Raw genomic sequence first — 14,337 nt, forward strand, 5'->3', positions numbered from 1 at the left:
GCCTTCATCAAGTGGAGGTAATTATGGCGACGATGCTTTTTGGCAATGACACGGGTACTTGGGATGAGTTTGCAGCTTCTGCACTCAATGCTCTGATCATTAAGGGGGACTATTCATTGGCGCAAGCCGCAGCGAAGGCCGCCGAGGCAGCTGACCAGTTGCTGCTTGAGCGTAAAGCACGAACTGATGCCGCCAATGAGTACCAGTTCGGTAAGTCTGCGTCACGCTAGCCATTATTAAAATTGGAGCCACCATGGCCTTTTACGATGAAATGGCCGTGATGGCTCTGGAGATGATCACAGAGTTCGGCCAGCCCGTGACCATCAGCAAGACGGTGCCGGGCGAGTACGACCCTGAGACGGGCGGCGAAGCGCCGGGCGCAACCGTCGAGCAAACAGCCCAAGGCATCCTGCTCGACTTCACCGGCATCGAATTCCAAAACAATAGTCTCATCAAGCAGGGCGATAAGAAGCTCAAGATCGCCGCGCAGGACATGGCCTGGGTGCCGGATCTGCTCGACAAGGTCGTTGCCCAAGGCCGCATCTGGTCAATCGTCCCTCCACTGAAAGAGATCAATCCCGCCGGCACGCCGATCCTGTATGAGCTGCAGGTGCGGTCGTGAGCCGCGCAGCCGCCGGACAGTCCGGAAGTTTCGCCCTAAGCCTGGCCGAGTTCGCCGCCCAAACCAGCGAAGCCATCGACACCAGCGTGCGCGAGATCATCATCGAGGTCGGCAGCAGCCTGATTCGGATGTCTCCCGTGGGTAATCCGGAGATCTGGGCGCAGAACGCTGTAGCTACTGAGTACAACAAGGCTGTCGACGAGCACAACAGCACGCTGCGCAGCGATCCCGCTAACCTGACCAAGGGCGGCAGGCTCAAGAAGGGCCGCAAGCTCAACGACGGCATGGATATCGTCGCGCCGGAAGGCTACGTAGGCGGCCGGTTCCGTGCGAACTGGCATATCTCGCTGGGCGTTGTCGAGAGCGTCACCTTCGACGAGGTGGACCCAAGCGGTGCTGAAACTACCGCTGCGCTAGTCGCCGCGATGAGCGATTTCACTGCCGGCCAGATGGCCTACATCATCAACAATTTGCCCTATGCGATTGAACTGGAGTTTGGTCACTCGACCCAGGCGCCCGGCGGCATGGTTCGGGTAACCGTGGCTCGCTTTCAGCAGATCGTGCTGGAGGCCATCAGGAACAACCAGGTATGAGTCACGCAATCATCGCCTCGATTTACGAGGCAAAGCTCATCGCCTGGAACGCTGCCAGGTCGGAGAAGCTGAAGATCGTGTTCGAGAACACGGCCTACGCGCCCGCTGAAGGCGAAACATACCTGCGTGCCTTCACCATCCCTGGCGATACCGCTAGCAACACGCTCGGCGGTGATCACCGGCTGTACACCGGCGTGTTTCAGGTGAGCATCATCGCGCCGGCGGGAAGCGGCAAGACCAAAACAAACCCGGTTGTGGCCGAGTTGACGGCCCTGTTCCCGCTATACGCCCATGACACGAAGGCTACGCTCACCGTGGTAACCATGTCGCCAGTTGACCCTGGGCCAGGCATCACCGGCGATTCCACCTATGCCGTCTCGGTCTCGTTCTTATATCGAGCCGACACCAATTGAGCGGCATCGCGCTAGAATCGATGCACGTATATGGGTAGGTAGGGGGGATACCATGGATGAAGATACAAAGGCACGATTGCAGTGGCTGGATGAATCTGCCGACGATCACGGCTGGAACAACCGAGACGAGATTAGTGCCAGCGAAAGGTGCATCTGCACTGCCTGCGGACAATGGTCTACTCCGAGTCAAATTACGAGGTGGTATCTGGAAAAGCATGCCTGCTGCCCTTCCTGCGGCCTTACCGGCGTAGTTGTTGGTTCCAAGTCTGGGCTGCCGCTTGAGGCTTACGAAAACTGTCGTATTCCTGAGTAACTAAAAATTCGCCCATTGGGCAACCCCAAAGACCCGCCATCGAGCGGGTTTTTTCATATCTGCAAAGAGGAAATACCCATGGGCTACAAAATCCCGAACGGCGGTACTTTTCAGCACGCCGCCACGTACGCTGCGGCTCTGCCATTTGGCCTGGAGGCGCCCAGGCGTCTCTCGATAGAGCATTGCCGGGTTAGTGGAGTTCGGTTGGAGTTATGAGCGGTTAACTATCGGCAGGACGCCGGAGATGGGAATTGCGGAACAACTTACAAAAATTGCGGAACAAAAAGATAAGGGCCTGCATGAAGTTCATCATGCAAGCCCTTGATATCGTTGGTGCCCGAACCCGGAATCGAACCGGGACGCCCTTACGAGCGGGGGATTTTAAGTCCCATGCGTCTACCAGTTTCGCCATTCGGGCGGTAGCGCCGTGTTGCAGGGTTGGGAATATATAGACCCGCACGCTTGGATGCAAGGTCGCAGAGGGGCTTTATTACATTCGGTGGCGGGCGAAAAAGCTTGTCAGATCAGCGATCTAGGAAGGTTTTAGCGGCTGACCGGAGGTTCCTCATTGTCCCGATAAGCCGTGCCGCCCGGCGGTCATGGTGTTCCGGCAGTGGCGGGCTATGGTTGTTAGACGCCAACGTTGCGCCCTCGGAGGGTGACACCATGAACACCAGTGATTTACTCGAACAACTCTTGCGCGCCGGGCAAGGCGGCAGTACCTCATCCGGCGGACTGGGTGGGCTCCTCGGCGGATTATTGAAAGGCTCTCGCCCTGGCAATGCATCGGCCGGTGGCGGTCTGGGTGATTTATTGGGAGGGCTGGGTAGCATGTTGGGTGGCACAACGGGTACTCGTCCCACGCAAGGGCGTTCCGGCGGCATGAACTACGCGGCGTTGGCTTCTCTGGGAATGGCGGCATTCCAGGCCTATCAAGCCTGGCAGCGCCAGCAAACCAATGCGCCGCAGCAAGCGTTCCACACAGTGGATCAGCTCGACGGCCCCGCAGCCGAAGCCCACAGCCACGCCGTACTGCGCGCCTTGATCGCCGCCGCCAAAGCCGATGGCCGCATCGATGAACAAGAACAGCAGTTGATTTCCAGCGAGCTGGGCCGCCATACCGACGACCCGCAACTGCAACAATGGCTCGACGCCGAAGTCGCCAAGCCCCTGGATGCCGCGGATTTCGCCGAGTTCTCCAGCGACCCGGCCGTGGCGGCCGAGGTGTACCTGGCCAGTGTGATGTTGGTGGACGATCAGCAGGACGCCGAACGCAATTACCTGGATGACTTGGCGGGGCAGTTGCAAATCGACCCGCAATTACAACTGCACCTGGAACAACAGGCCAAGGCCTAGAACCGCAGCGTGGCCCCGGTAGTGAGCCAATGCGGGCGGTCACCGATCAGGCTGCGCCCGACCACCAGATCCACGTCGATCAGCTCGCCGACATGAAACCTGGGCCCTGCCTGCCAGGCCTGGTCGCCGCCACCCTGGCCGTAACGCTCGGCGACCAGCGTCAATGAACGCGCCACCTGGTATTCAAGACCGGTACCCCAGGTCAACCGGTGTTTCTGATTACCGTCGTTGTAGGCATGGGACCAGCCGGCATTCAGGTTCAACCGCAGGGGCTCCATGGGTTGCCACGTCAACGGAATGTTGAAGTCTGCGCCATCAAATCCATGTCGGCGGTCCAAGGCAAAGTGCGCACCGGCAGACAGGGCCAATTCGAGCCCGAGGTCTTCTCGCGACCACGCCTGCGCCTTGAGCTGCGGGTTCACCTGGGTTTCACCCTTGTCGGCACTCATGGCGCGGGACAGGGCCGCGCCCCATTGCACCGAGGGTAGCGCGGCAAAGGTGCACGCGGGCGACAGCGTTTCATTATGGGTGCTGCCATCATGACGGTTGGCGGTGTACCAGGCGTCGACGTTGCACTCGCCGGGCGCATTGATCGCGCCGTCGTCAACCACATAGGATCCACCGGCTGCGTTGGCCTTGGACAGCAAAGCAATCGTCAACAGGATGCCCAGGGCCAACCCGATAAAGATCAGGTTGCGCTGTAACGCGCGACGCTTGGCGGGTGGCAGCAGCAACAGAGTGTGGCGTGCGCCGCGGTATTGGCGCGCACGGTACTTGGCAAACCCATCCTGGCGGAGTGGGGTGTGTTTTTTGTGCATGATGCACCTCGCATGAATTCAGCTTTCTACGGTCAGCACCGAAATACCGCTGGCTTTGGCCTGGCAAACCAACTCGCAGGTGTCGTCGCCGCCGGGTAGGGCGATGACCACGTCTGGGCGGCTGTCGGTCAGCATGAAATGGTTGCGCTGGCGTTCCGCCTGTTTGCCGTGGCGTTGCCAGTTGGGCGGGTAGCGCACCACATCGATGCCCAGTTCCCGTGCCCAGTCCTCGACGTCGCTGCCGAGGAATTGGTTGCCGCCGTGGATCAAAACCTGCACCGGGCGCAGGCGGTGGTAAGCGTCCAGCACTTGGCGGGACATTCTGGTGTCGGCGTAATGACGACCTGCACAGATCAAGACGCGCATAAGGTGACTCCTTGTGTTGCACGGTGGCGGCCGGGCGACCGCCACCGCTTGAACGGCGGGAGAGATCAGTACCACTGCTTGAAGCGGCGGATGTAGATCGTCTTCATCAGTTGGGCCACACAGCAGTAGCTGAGCAGGGTGCCCACCAGCCATGGGAAGTACGCCAGCGGCAGCGGCTGCAAGCCCACCAGGGTGCCCAGTGGCGAGAACGGCACGTAGATCCCCAGCACGATCACCACACAGGTCATCATCAACACCGGCCAGGCGGCGGTGCTCTGGAAGAACGGGATCTTGCGGGTGCGCAGCATGTGCACGACCAGGGTTTGCGAGAGCAACCCCTCAATGAACCAGCCGGACTGGAACAGGGTCTGCATTTCCACACTGTTGGCCGCGAATACGTACCACATCAGCGCAAAGGTGGTGATGTCGAAGATCGACGAGGTCGGCCCGATCCAGATCATGAAGCGGCCAATGTTTTTCGCATCCCACTTACGCGGTTTGGCCAGGTACTCCTTGTCCATCTTGTCCCACGGCAGGGCCAGCTGGGAGATGTCGTACATCAGGTTCTGCAGCAGCAGGTGGATCGACAGCATTGGCAGGAACGGAATGAACGCACTGGCCACCAGTACCGAGAACACATTGCCGAAGTTGGAACTGGCGGTCATGTTCAGGTACTTCATGATGTTGCCGAAGGTTTCGCGGCCCTTGAGCACGCCTTCTTCCAGCACCATCAGGCTCTTTTCCAGCAGGATGATGTCGGCCGATTCCTTGGCGATATCGGTGGCCGTGTCGACCGAGATACCCACGTCAGCGTCGCGCAGTGCCGGTGCATCGTTGATCCCGTCACCCAGGAAACCCACGGTGTGACCGTTGGCTTGCAGCGCCTTGAGCACGCGGGACTTCTGAAGCGGCGTCAGCTTGGCGAACACGGTGCGTTCTTCCACACGGCGCAGCAGCGTCGCGTCGTCCATCGCTTCAATTTCAGCTCCCAGCAGCGGCAGGCCTGGATCGAGTCCGACCTGGCGGCAGATCTTGCTGGTGACCACGGCGTTGTCGCCGGTCAGCACTTTGATCGCCACGCCGATCTGTTGCAGTGCCGCAATCGCGGGGCCGGCAGTTTCCTTCGGTGGATCGAGGAAGGTCAGGAAACCCTGGATCACCAGGTTGCGCTCATCAGCCGTGGTGTACTGCTGGCGCGCCATCGATTTAGGGATGTGACGGGTGGCCACCACCAGCACGCGGAAACCGTCTTCGTTGTAGTCGTTGGCAATCGCCAGCAATTCTTCGCGGCGACGCTCATCCAGGGGCACGGCAGCGCCAGCCTCCATCATATGCGTAGAGATGCTCAGCATTTCTTCCACGGCGCCTTTGCACACCAGCAGTTGGTCGTCGGCGGCATCCTTGACCACGATCGACAGGCGACGGCGGACAAAGTCGAACGGCAATTCATCGACCTTGCTGTAGGCGAACGGCAGCTTGAACTTGGGGTTCTGCTCCGCAAACTGCACCACGGCCTGGTCCATCAGGTTTTTCATGCCGCTCTGGTGGTAGCTGTTGAGCCAGGCCAGGGACAGTACCGCCTCATCACGCTGGCCGAAGGCGTTGACGTGATGTTCGAGGATGATCTTGTCCTGGGTCAGGGTGCCGGTCTTGTCGGTGCACAGCACGTCCATCGAGCCGAAGTTCTGGATCGCGTTGAGACGCTTGACCACCACTTTGCGCTTGGCCATGGCGGTGGCGCCCTTGGCCAGGTTGGCGCTGACAATCATCGGCAGCATTTCCGGGGTGAGGCCGACGGCAACCGCCAGTGCGAACAGGAACGCATCGCCCCAGTCGCCTTTGGAGAAACCATTGAGGAAGAACACGATCGGCACCATGACCAGCATGAAGCGGATCAGCAACCAGCTGACGCTGTTCACCCCGCGATCAAAAGCGGTTTGCACCCGCGAGCCGACAATCGCCTTGGCCAGGGAGCCGAAGTAGGTGCGCGGCCCGGTAGCCACCACCACGGCCTTGGCACGGCCGCTGACCACGTTGGTGCCCATGAAGCAGATATTCGGCAGGTCCAGCAGGTTGCCTTGGTCGGCAGCCACCGGCCCGGCAGATTTGTGCGTGACATCACCGAGGGTGTCGTACTTCTCCACCGGCAAGGCTTCGCCGGTCAGCACGGCTTGGCTGATGAACAGGTCGCGGGACTCGATCAGGCGGATATCGGCGGGGATCATGTCACCGGCCGACAGCTGCACGATGTCGCCCGCTACCAGATCGCGCATCGGCACTTCGCGCAGGGTGGGTTGCGAACCGACTTGCTCACGGCGCAGCACGGTCGCCGTGGTGCGCACCATGGCTTTCAGCGCTTCGGCGGACTTGGCCGAGCGGTGCTCCTGCCAGAAGCGCAGCAGGCTGCTGAGCAGCACCATGGTCATGATGATGATGACTTTGGTCGGGTCGGCGTCTTCACCTTCCTGCATTGGCAGCCAGCAATCGGTGAAGAAGCTGATGCCGCCGAGGGTCAGCAGCACATAGATGAACGGGTTGTTCAGTGCCTGCAGGAACTGGACGATGGCGTGAGGTGGCTTGTCATGGGCAACTTCGTTGTAGCCTTCGCGTTGCAGCCGGGCGCTGGCATCCAGTTCGGTCAGGCCGTCCTGGGTGGCACGCACGTTGGCCAGGGTGGCCGACAGGCCGTTATGGGCTTCGCGGGCGGCACGCATCGACAGCTTGGTGTCGGCGTCGGTGCCATTCTTTTTGTGCAGCGGCGGGTTTTTTACGGCGCTCATTGTGTGTACTCCTGTCGCCAATTTTCGACAAAACATACCCGGTACTTACCTGCAAACAGGCGAGCGAAAGCATGCCGAGTCGCTAACTTCGCGATCGGTTTAAATAAGGTGCTTACATAACGTTTACTGCGGCGTTAGTTAAAACGCGCGCAGCGAGTTACAACTGGAAGTGTTCATAAAGAACTCCAGGTTTTAATGGAGAAGTTGCTGTTTCCAGCCGGTTCAGGCGGCGCGAGCGCTCAGGTAAAGACCGAGCAGCAGGCCGGCTTGGGCCAGTCTGGAAACCTGCGGTCTTTGTGGGTCTTGAGGGTCGGCGTGATCCCACTGCTGCACCAGGTGGCCGGTGGCAGGGCAGACACGCCAGTGCGCCAGCGGAGGGGCCGGGCGCACTTGGGGGGAGGGTGCAGCAAAGGCTGAACGAGTTGGCGAAAAGCCAACAGGCTCGCGGCACAGCTTGGCGCGCAGGGCGGCGGCCAGGGTGCGTACATCGGGCAAAGCAAGGGTTAGCAAGGTCATAACACACCTCGGGACCGGACGGGCGACCGGCGAGGCAGTTACGGTGGAGCGTCGAGCTCTAGCGCAGCTTACCGGACCGGGGAGGCGAGTCCTGTCATATTCTGGGTTTGGCGCCCGATGCCCGCGTAAGCGGTGCTCGGACAGCGACTAGATACTGTGTCCATTGGCTTCTTTTGTGAGGTTTAAAAAAGGCCCCAGTTGCGGGCACGGGCAATCTACTCAGACGGTTACAAAATGTCAACGCATGATTAATCAAATTCTCCGGTGTTCAGAGTTTATTCAGGCAAGAGGCACTCGGAAGTTGGTGGGTATATAACTTTATATACCCTGTGCGGCCAGAACTGCCAGATAGATCAATACTGCCCCGCACGCGCCGTAACTGATACGTTGCCACAACGGTGAGGCGTTCTGGCGCAACACGTTCACCAGCCCTGCAATCAGGAAGCATGACACCACCGAGGCGAGCATGAACCCGGCAAAGAACATCAGCGTCTGTCCGTGGCTGGGCGTGGTGCCGACGATGCCTGACAGCGCGCTGCCCAACGCTCCCCAGTAAACGATGTTTTTCGGGTTGGCCAGTGAAATCGCTGCGCCAACCACCAGCGCATTTTGCCGGGTGCTGGCGGGTGCATCGTCCGATTCGGGTAACTTCCAGGCGTCGATCAGGCTGCGAATGCCGAGCCAGGCCAGGTACACCGCACAGACCACCGTCAGCGGCATGCGCACGGCATCATGCTGGATGAGCAGGGCAATGCCAGTCAGGCCAATCACCGCCCACACTGCATCGCCCACCAGTGAGCCAAACTGCACCAGCAAGGCCGGTGTGAAGCCATGCAGCAAGCCACGGCGCAGGGTCTCCGCCAGCACCGCGCCGGGGGATAGACAAAACACGAAACCGAATACCAGCGCGTAAAAGAAGATCGTCAGCATGCCCGCGTCCTTTCAGGAAAGTGCGAGAGCATACGCTGGCAAGCGGGCTCAGATCGACCGTTGATTGACGCGTTGCGAGAGTTCGTCGGCGCTTTCCTTGCGCTCCGAATAGCGGTCCACCAGGTCCGGACGTTCGCGCAGCAGCAGGGTGAACTTCACCAGTTCTTCCATCACGTCGACCACGCGGTCGTACAGGGCCGAGGGCTTCATGCGGTCCTGATCGTCGAACTCCATGAACGCTTTGGGCACCGAGGATTGATTCGGGACGGTGAACATGCGCATCCAGCGTCCCAGCACGCGCAACTGGTTAACCGTATTGAAAGACTGGGAACCGCCGGACACCTGCATCACCGCCAGGGTTTTGCCTTGGGTCGGGCGCACCGCGCCAAGGGCCAGCGGCACCCAGTCGAGTTGTGCCTTGAACACCGCCGACATCGAACCGTGCCGCTCGGGCGAGCACCACACCTGGCCTTCGGACCATTGCATCAGTTCCAGCAGCTCTTGCACCTTGGGGTGATCGCCCGGCGCGTCATCCGGCAGCGGCAAACCGCTGGGGTTGAAGATGCGCGTTTGTGCGCCAAAGTGCTGCAGCAGGCGCGCGGCTTCTTCCACCAGCAGGCGGCTGAACGAGCGCTCCCGGGTCGAGCCGTAGAGCAGCAGGATGCGCGGTGGTTGGGCCAAACCGTCCGGTTTTGACGGGATCAGGGACAGATCCAGATTGGGCAGGGTGGTCATGGAGCCTCCGATTACAGCTGGGCGATACGAGCAAGTTCTACCTTGAGTTCGGCAGGGCTGAGCTCGGCAAAAGGCAGGATGAAAAACGCCCGACAGCGTGTGGCAATGGTCTTCAGCGTGGCATCGAATGCCGCTTGCACACTCGCGTCGTCACCCTGGACATCCGAAGGATCTTCCAACCCCCAGTGCGCCTTCACCGCCAGCCCGAAATACACCGGGCAAGCTTCGCCGGCCGCCTTGTCGCACACGGTGATCACCACATCCGGCGGGCTGCCTTCGAAGGCGTCGTTGCCTTTGCTATACAGGCCTTCGATGTTGATACCGGCAGCCTGCAACGTGCTCAGGCTGCGCGGCAGGACCTGGCCCTTGGGAAAGCTGCCGGAGCTGATCGCTTCGAAACCTTGCGGCGCCAAGTGGTTGAACATCGCTTCGGACAAGATGCTGCGACAGCTGTTGGCGGTACACATGAACAGGACTTTCATCGTTAGATACTCAGGCGCAAGGCAAGGGCGGCGAGGGTGATCAACAGCACCGGCAAGGTCAGCACAATGCCGACCTTGAAGTAGTAGCCCCAGGTGATGGTGATGCCCTTGCGCGCCAGGATGTGCAGCCACAGCAAGGTGGCGAGGCTGCCGATAGGGGTGATTTTCGGGCCCAGGTCGCTGCCGATCACGTTGGCGTAGATCATCGCGTCCTTGACCACGCCCACGGCATGGCTGGACTCGATGGACAGCGCGCCGATCAATACGGTCGGCAGGTTGTTCATCGCCGAAGACAGCAGTGCGGTCAGCACCCCGGTGCCCATGGCCGCGCCCCACACGCCATAAGTGGCGAAGGTGTCGAGCCAGGTGGCCAGGTAGGTGGTGAGGCCGGCGTTACGCAAGCCGTAGACCACCAGGTACATGCCGAGGGAAAAGATCACGATCTGCCAGGGGGCTTCCTTCAGCACTTTACGCGTGGAGATCGTGTGGCCCTTGGCGGCGATCACCAGCAGGAGCACGGCACACACGGCGGAAATTGCGCTGATCGGAATGCCCAACGGCTCAAGGGCAAAACAGCCCACCAACAGGATGCCCAGCACCCACCAGCCGGCGCGGAAGGTGGCGCGGTCGTGGATCGCGCTGGCAGGATCTTCAAGGTCGGCGGGGTCGTAGGTCTGCGGGATGTCACGGCGGAAGAACCACAACAGCACCGCGAGCGTGGCCGCGACGCTGACGAAGTTCACCGGCACCATGACGGCGGCGTATTCGTTGAAGCCGATTTTGAAGTAGTCGGCCGAGACGATATTCACCAGGTTCGACACCACCAGCGGCAGGCTTGCGGTGTCGGCGATAAAGCCTGCGCCCATGACGAAAGCCAGGGTCGCCGCCGGGGAAAAGCGCAGCGCCAGCAGCATCGACATCACGATCGGCGTCAGGATCAGCGCCGCTCCGTCGTTGGCGAACAGCGCCGACACCAAGGCGCCGAGCAACACCATATAGGCAAACAACCGTCGGCCGCGCCCTCGTCCCCAGCGCGCCACATGCAGGGCAGTCCAGGCAAAGAACCCGGCCTCGTCCAGCAACAGGCTGATGATGATCAGCGCGACAAAAGTCCCCGTGGCATTCCAGATGATGTGCCACACCACCGGGATGTCCGCCAAGCTGATCACGCCACAGGCCAAGGCCAGGATCGCGCCCATGGTTGCGCTCCAGCCGACGCCCAAACCTTTGGGCTGCCAGATGACCAGGACGATGGTGAAGATAAAAATGGCAATTGCGACAAGCATGAATAAAGGCTCCGATGGCTCAGCAGCAGGTGCCGGCCCGTTGTGGTCTGTCGCCCATTGCATCCAGACGCTGTGCGTCGCTGTGCAACCATGGCTGGTTGGCTTGCAGGGTGATGTGCAGCACCTGTGTCGCCCACTCGGGCAACGCAGGATTGATGCGGTAGTAGATCCATTGACCCTGACGACGATCCAGCAGCAACCCGCCACTGCGCAGTTGCGCCAAATGCCTGGAGATTTTCGGCTGGCTGTCGTCCAAGGCATGGATCAGTTCGCACACGCAAAGTTCGCCTTCACGCAGGATCAGTAATGTCAGGCGTGCGCGGGTGGCATCGGCCAGGCATTTGAACAGGGCGGGTGGAGAGAGGGAGTCCGACATGGCCAAGGCCTGCATATATATGGTTATACGAATATACGTATTTCCATATATTACAGTCAAACCTTGTTTCAATTGACATGGATCAAATGCCTTGAAACTCGCCACAAGTGTTTGAAATTAAAATGAAACACGAATGTCCTAAAGTGCCTGTCCATTGCTGACGAAGGAAGAACCCGCGTGACCCGTGCCACTCGCAACCTGCGCAAGACCCTGGATTCCGTCGCGGAAAATAACGAAACCGCGGCGTTCGACCTGATGCGCGCCGTCGAAAAACTCGGTGACGAGGTGCTGCGCCAACGGCTGCTCAATACCATTCACCGGCTCAATCAGGACGCCTACGAACTGCGCGAAGCGCGTGATTCGGTGGAGCAGGTGTCGGTCAGGCTCGCCTGAGCAAGATCGTTCAAGACAAGTCCGTTGTTGCGCTGGCATGCTTGTCGACTGTCTGTCGACGAGCCGTTTCCATGCCTACCGCCTTACCTCACTACGCCTTCGTTCGCGGCGCCATCGCCGTCATCCCCTTGTCCCTGGCCTGTGCGCCCTGGGGGCTGTTGGCCGGTTCCATGGCCATCGATGCGCAATTCAGTCCGTTGCAAGCCCAGGGTTTGTCCGCCATCGTGTTTGCCGGTGCGGCGCAACTGGTTGCTATCGGCATGGTCAAGAGTGGCGCCAGCCTGATTTCCATCGTGCTGACCACCTTGCTGCTGACTTCCCAGCATTTACTGTACGGCATGCACCTGCGGCCGATCCTTTCGCCGCTCAAGACCCGCTGGCGCATCAGTCTGGGCTTTCTGTTGACCGACGAATTCTTCGCCCTGATCAGCCACCATGACCGCGAAACATTCAATCGCTGGTATGCCCTTGGTGTTGGCTTGACGTTCTATATTGTCTGGAACCTGTTCACCCTGGCCGGCATTGTGCTCGGCAAGAGCATTCCAGGCCTTGACCAGCTCGGCCTGGAGTTTTCCATTGCCGCCACGTTTATCGCGCTGATCACGCCGGTGGTGCGGGACATTCCCACGGTGGTCTGCGTGGCGGTGTCACTGCTGTTTTCGGTATGGCTGAGTTTTCTGCATTGGGAATCGGCGGTGGTGGTGTCCGGCTTGCTGGGCATGAGCGCGGGTTATGCCTGCAAGCGACTGGGGGTAGGGCAGCCATGATCTACATCATGATTGTGGCCATGGGCCTGGTGGTATTTTTCAACCGTTACCTGTTTATCGAGCCGCGCCTGCCAGTGCGCCTCAACCGCGGGGCGCGGGAGTTTCTGGGGTTTGCAGTACCGGGCATGCTCACGGCGATTTGCGGGCCGATTATTTTCCTGGCAGACCATCATCTGAACCTGAGCCCTGCCAACCCCTACCTGCTGGCGGGTATCAGCGCCGTGGGCCTGATGTTCTGGACCCGCAATGTGCTGGTTACCGTACTGCTGAGCATGACGCTGTTCTATCTGTTTCGCTGGTTGCTCTGACAGTGAAAGCAGTGGCAATGATACAGTCGCGTTTTTTCAACGGAGCAATGGCATGCACAAGGTGGTAATAGGCGCACTGGTACTGGCGGCCCTTTCCGGTTGCGCAGGTTCGAAGATGAAAGAGGCGCGCGCAGGCACGCCCTACAAGACCCTGGCTTCGGACAAGGCCACCCTGGTGGTTGCCGAATGCGTGCAATTCGGCTGGCAGGACGAAAGCGTATTCGGTGTTGACGCCGGCGGCTTCAAGGAGTCGATCGAGGCGGGCGGTTATACCGTCTACACCACGGCTGGCGACTACTTTGTCGATGTGCAAAGCGCGGGTGCCGGTTCTACCATCAAGTACTACGCCGCAGAAGACAACATGCCGGCCAAGCGTCGTTTGGCCGCACTCGCGACCTGCCTGTAATCCATTGCCTTAGCCGATTTAGGAATTGCCTGGCACGACAGCCGCCAGGCATTAGCTTATGATTCATCCGCTCGCCCGGCATGATGGCTCTTTGCCAGTACACGGATGTCGAGGCCTGAACGTCGGGCGAGCATCCTCTTTCTCAGCGCGGCATATAACCCAAATGCCAGCGACGAGGGATCTTCAGTGACACCAACCCCAGCACTCCCGCCAGTACGCCGCTGACCAGCAGCGCCTTCAAGCCCATCTGTTGCTCGAGCAGCGCGCCAATCACCGCGCCTACGAACATGCCTGCCCACGGAATCAACTGCACGCGCCAGCCGCTGCGGCGTTCCCCCAGCAACCAACGTCCCAGTCCGCGACCAAAGCGTGAAAGCGCGCCGGTGACGTAAGTCAGCCCCACGGGCAAGCCGTTGACCTCTTCCACGGCGGCATTGAGCATGCCCATTGCGATGATAGCCGCCAGCAGCGCGGGCAACGTATCAGCGAACGGTAGCCATGCCGCGCCGCACAACAAAGCGGCAATACACAGCAGTAAGGGCAGGGCATGGCGACGGCTCAGCCGACTGACTACCACGCCCAAGGCGTTACCCATCACAAATGTCGCGACCAGCAACAGCAGGCGCCCGGTCAGTCCAAGGTCCCCCGCGCTGATCGCCACCGCCAGCCGTGTGGTGTTGCCACTCATGAACGAAACGAAGTCACCACTCGCCATGAAACCGATGGCATCGGTCATCCCTGCCAGCACCGACAGGCTGGCTACCAGCATCAGCCCGACACGGCCACGCCAGCGCTGTCGATGGGCCAATACGGCATTGGCGTAAGGCTTGCGGGGCGAAGGCAACATGGGGCCGGGCTCCTCGGTGAGATTATCCGG

Annotated in this window: 19 protein-coding genes, 1 tRNA gene and 1 pseudogene; 10 read left to right on the forward strand and 11 right to left on the reverse strand. The window is 60.2% G+C overall.

Going from position 1 to position 14,337, the window contains the following annotated elements:
• Positions 1-23 precede the first annotated feature (23 nt).
• The 5 genes and pseudogenes from LVW35_RS14005 to LVW35_RS14025 form a co-directional block, all read left to right on the forward strand.
• The gene (locus LVW35_RS14005) at positions 24-230 is read left to right on the forward strand and encodes a hypothetical protein (RefSeq protein WP_233896295.1); all 207 of its coding nucleotides are present in this window, start codon (positions 24-26) and stop codon (positions 228-230) included.
• A gap of 23 nt (positions 231-253) precedes the next feature.
• Positions 254-622, forward strand: a complete 369-nt coding sequence (locus LVW35_RS14010; RefSeq protein ID WP_233896296.1) for a hypothetical protein — start codon at positions 254-256, stop codon at positions 620-622.
• The gene (locus LVW35_RS14015; protein WP_233896297.1) at positions 619-1,215 is read left to right on the forward strand and encodes a hypothetical protein; all 597 of its coding nucleotides are present in this window, start codon (positions 619-621) and stop codon (positions 1,213-1,215) included. Before LVW35_RS14010 ends, LVW35_RS14015 begins: the two co-directional genes overlap by 4 nt.
• The gene (locus LVW35_RS14020) at positions 1,212-1,628 is read left to right on the forward strand and encodes a phage tail terminator-like protein (protein ID WP_233896298.1); all 417 of its coding nucleotides are present in this window, start codon (positions 1,212-1,214) and stop codon (positions 1,626-1,628) included. Before LVW35_RS14015 ends, LVW35_RS14020 begins: the two co-directional genes overlap by 4 nt.
• A 391-nt stretch (positions 1,629-2,019) precedes the next feature.
• Positions 2,020-2,088, forward strand: a pseudogene (locus tag LVW35_RS14025) (phage tail protein); the annotation flags it as partial.
• Between the two features lie 184 nt (positions 2,089-2,272).
• Here the strand turns inward: LVW35_RS14025 and LVW35_RS14030 are convergent.
• Positions 2,273-2,359: transfer RNA gene (locus LVW35_RS14030), tRNA-Leu, on the reverse strand.
• Positions 2,360-2,607: 248 nt separating this feature from the next.
• On the opposite strand from LVW35_RS14030, the gene LVW35_RS14035 reads away from it, so the two are divergent.
• Complete coding sequence (locus LVW35_RS14035) at positions 2,608-3,297, forward strand: tellurite resistance TerB family protein (protein WP_233896299.1); 690 nt, start codon at positions 2,608-2,610, stop codon at positions 3,295-3,297.
• Here LVW35_RS14035 and LVW35_RS14040 read toward each other — a convergent pair.
• From LVW35_RS14040 to LVW35_RS14080, 9 genes are all read right to left on the reverse strand, one after another.
• A complete protein-coding gene (locus tag LVW35_RS14040; RefSeq protein ID WP_233896300.1) occupies positions 3,294-4,115 on the reverse strand; it encodes a hypothetical protein in 822 nt (273 codons plus the stop codon). The genes LVW35_RS14035 and LVW35_RS14040 overlap by 4 nt on opposite strands.
• Before the next feature lie 18 nt (positions 4,116-4,133).
• A complete protein-coding gene (locus tag LVW35_RS14045; protein ID WP_233896301.1) occupies positions 4,134-4,481 on the reverse strand; it encodes a DUF2493 domain-containing protein in 348 nt (115 codons plus the stop codon).
• Between the two features lie 65 nt (positions 4,482-4,546).
• Positions 4,547-7,261, reverse strand: a complete 2,715-nt coding sequence (gene mgtA, locus LVW35_RS14050; RefSeq protein ID WP_233896302.1) for a magnesium-translocating P-type ATPase — start codon at positions 7,259-7,261, stop codon at positions 4,547-4,549.
• Positions 7,262-7,483: 222 nt separating this feature from the next.
• Positions 7,484-7,777, reverse strand: a complete 294-nt coding sequence (locus LVW35_RS14055; RefSeq protein ID WP_078048552.1) for a hypothetical protein — start codon at positions 7,775-7,777, stop codon at positions 7,484-7,486.
• A 318-nt stretch (positions 7,778-8,095) separates the two neighbouring features.
• Complete coding sequence (locus LVW35_RS14060; RefSeq protein ID WP_233896303.1) at positions 8,096-8,707, reverse strand: LysE family transporter; 612 nt, start codon at positions 8,705-8,707, stop codon at positions 8,096-8,098.
• 48 nt (positions 8,708-8,755) lie between these two features.
• Positions 8,756-9,442 (reverse strand): arsenical resistance protein ArsH, encoded by a 687-nt coding sequence (arsH, locus tag LVW35_RS14065; protein ID WP_233896306.1) that lies wholly within the window; start codon positions 9,440-9,442, stop codon positions 8,756-8,758.
• An 11-nt stretch (positions 9,443-9,453) separates the two neighbouring features.
• Positions 9,454-9,924: an arsenate reductase ArsC gene (locus LVW35_RS14070; RefSeq protein ID WP_233896307.1), complete on the reverse strand. Its 471-nt coding sequence runs from the start codon at positions 9,922-9,924 to the stop codon at positions 9,454-9,456.
• 2 nt (positions 9,925-9,926) lie between these two features.
• Positions 9,927-11,210, reverse strand: coding sequence for an arsenic transporter (locus LVW35_RS14075; RefSeq protein ID WP_233896308.1), 1,284 nt, complete (start codon positions 11,208-11,210; stop codon positions 9,927-9,929).
• A gap of 19 nt (positions 11,211-11,229) precedes the next feature.
• Entirely contained in the window at positions 11,230-11,586 is a 357-nt protein-coding gene (locus LVW35_RS14080; protein ID WP_233896309.1) for a metalloregulator ArsR/SmtB family transcription factor, read from the reverse strand.
• Positions 11,587-11,763: 177 nt separating this feature from the next.
• On the opposite strand from LVW35_RS14080, the gene LVW35_RS14085 reads away from it, so the two are divergent.
• The 4 genes from LVW35_RS14085 (at position 11,764) to LVW35_RS14100 (ending at position 13,460) form a co-directional block, all read left to right on the forward strand.
• Positions 11,764-11,979 (forward strand): hypothetical protein, encoded by a 216-nt coding sequence (locus LVW35_RS14085; protein WP_005788169.1) that lies wholly within the window; start codon positions 11,764-11,766, stop codon positions 11,977-11,979.
• Between the two features lie 71 nt (positions 11,980-12,050).
• Positions 12,051-12,746: an AzlC family ABC transporter permease gene (locus LVW35_RS14090; RefSeq protein WP_233896310.1), complete on the forward strand. Its 696-nt coding sequence runs from the start codon at positions 12,051-12,053 to the stop codon at positions 12,744-12,746.
• Positions 12,743-13,054 carry an AzlD domain-containing protein gene (locus tag LVW35_RS14095; protein WP_233896311.1) on the forward strand — a complete coding sequence of 104 codons (312 nt, stop codon included), beginning with the start codon at positions 12,743-12,745 and terminating at the stop codon, positions 13,052-13,054. The genes LVW35_RS14090 and LVW35_RS14095 overlap by 4 nt, the downstream gene beginning before the upstream one ends.
• 52 nt (positions 13,055-13,106) lie before the next feature.
• Positions 13,107-13,460, forward strand: coding sequence for a hypothetical protein (locus LVW35_RS14100; protein WP_233896312.1), 354 nt, complete (start codon positions 13,107-13,109; stop codon positions 13,458-13,460).
• A gap of 142 nt (positions 13,461-13,602) precedes the next feature.
• Here LVW35_RS14100 and LVW35_RS14105 read toward each other — a convergent pair whose 3' ends face one another.
• The gene (locus tag LVW35_RS14105) at positions 13,603-14,307 is read right to left on the reverse strand and encodes a YoaK family protein (protein ID WP_233896313.1); all 705 of its coding nucleotides are present in this window, start codon (positions 14,305-14,307) and stop codon (positions 13,603-13,605) included.
• Between the last annotated feature and the right edge of the window lie 30 nt (positions 14,308-14,337).

It is taken from the genome of Pseudomonas sp. HN11 (genome assembly GCF_021390155.1).
Lineage (GTDB): Bacteria > Pseudomonadota > Gammaproteobacteria > Pseudomonadales > Pseudomonadaceae > Aquipseudomonas.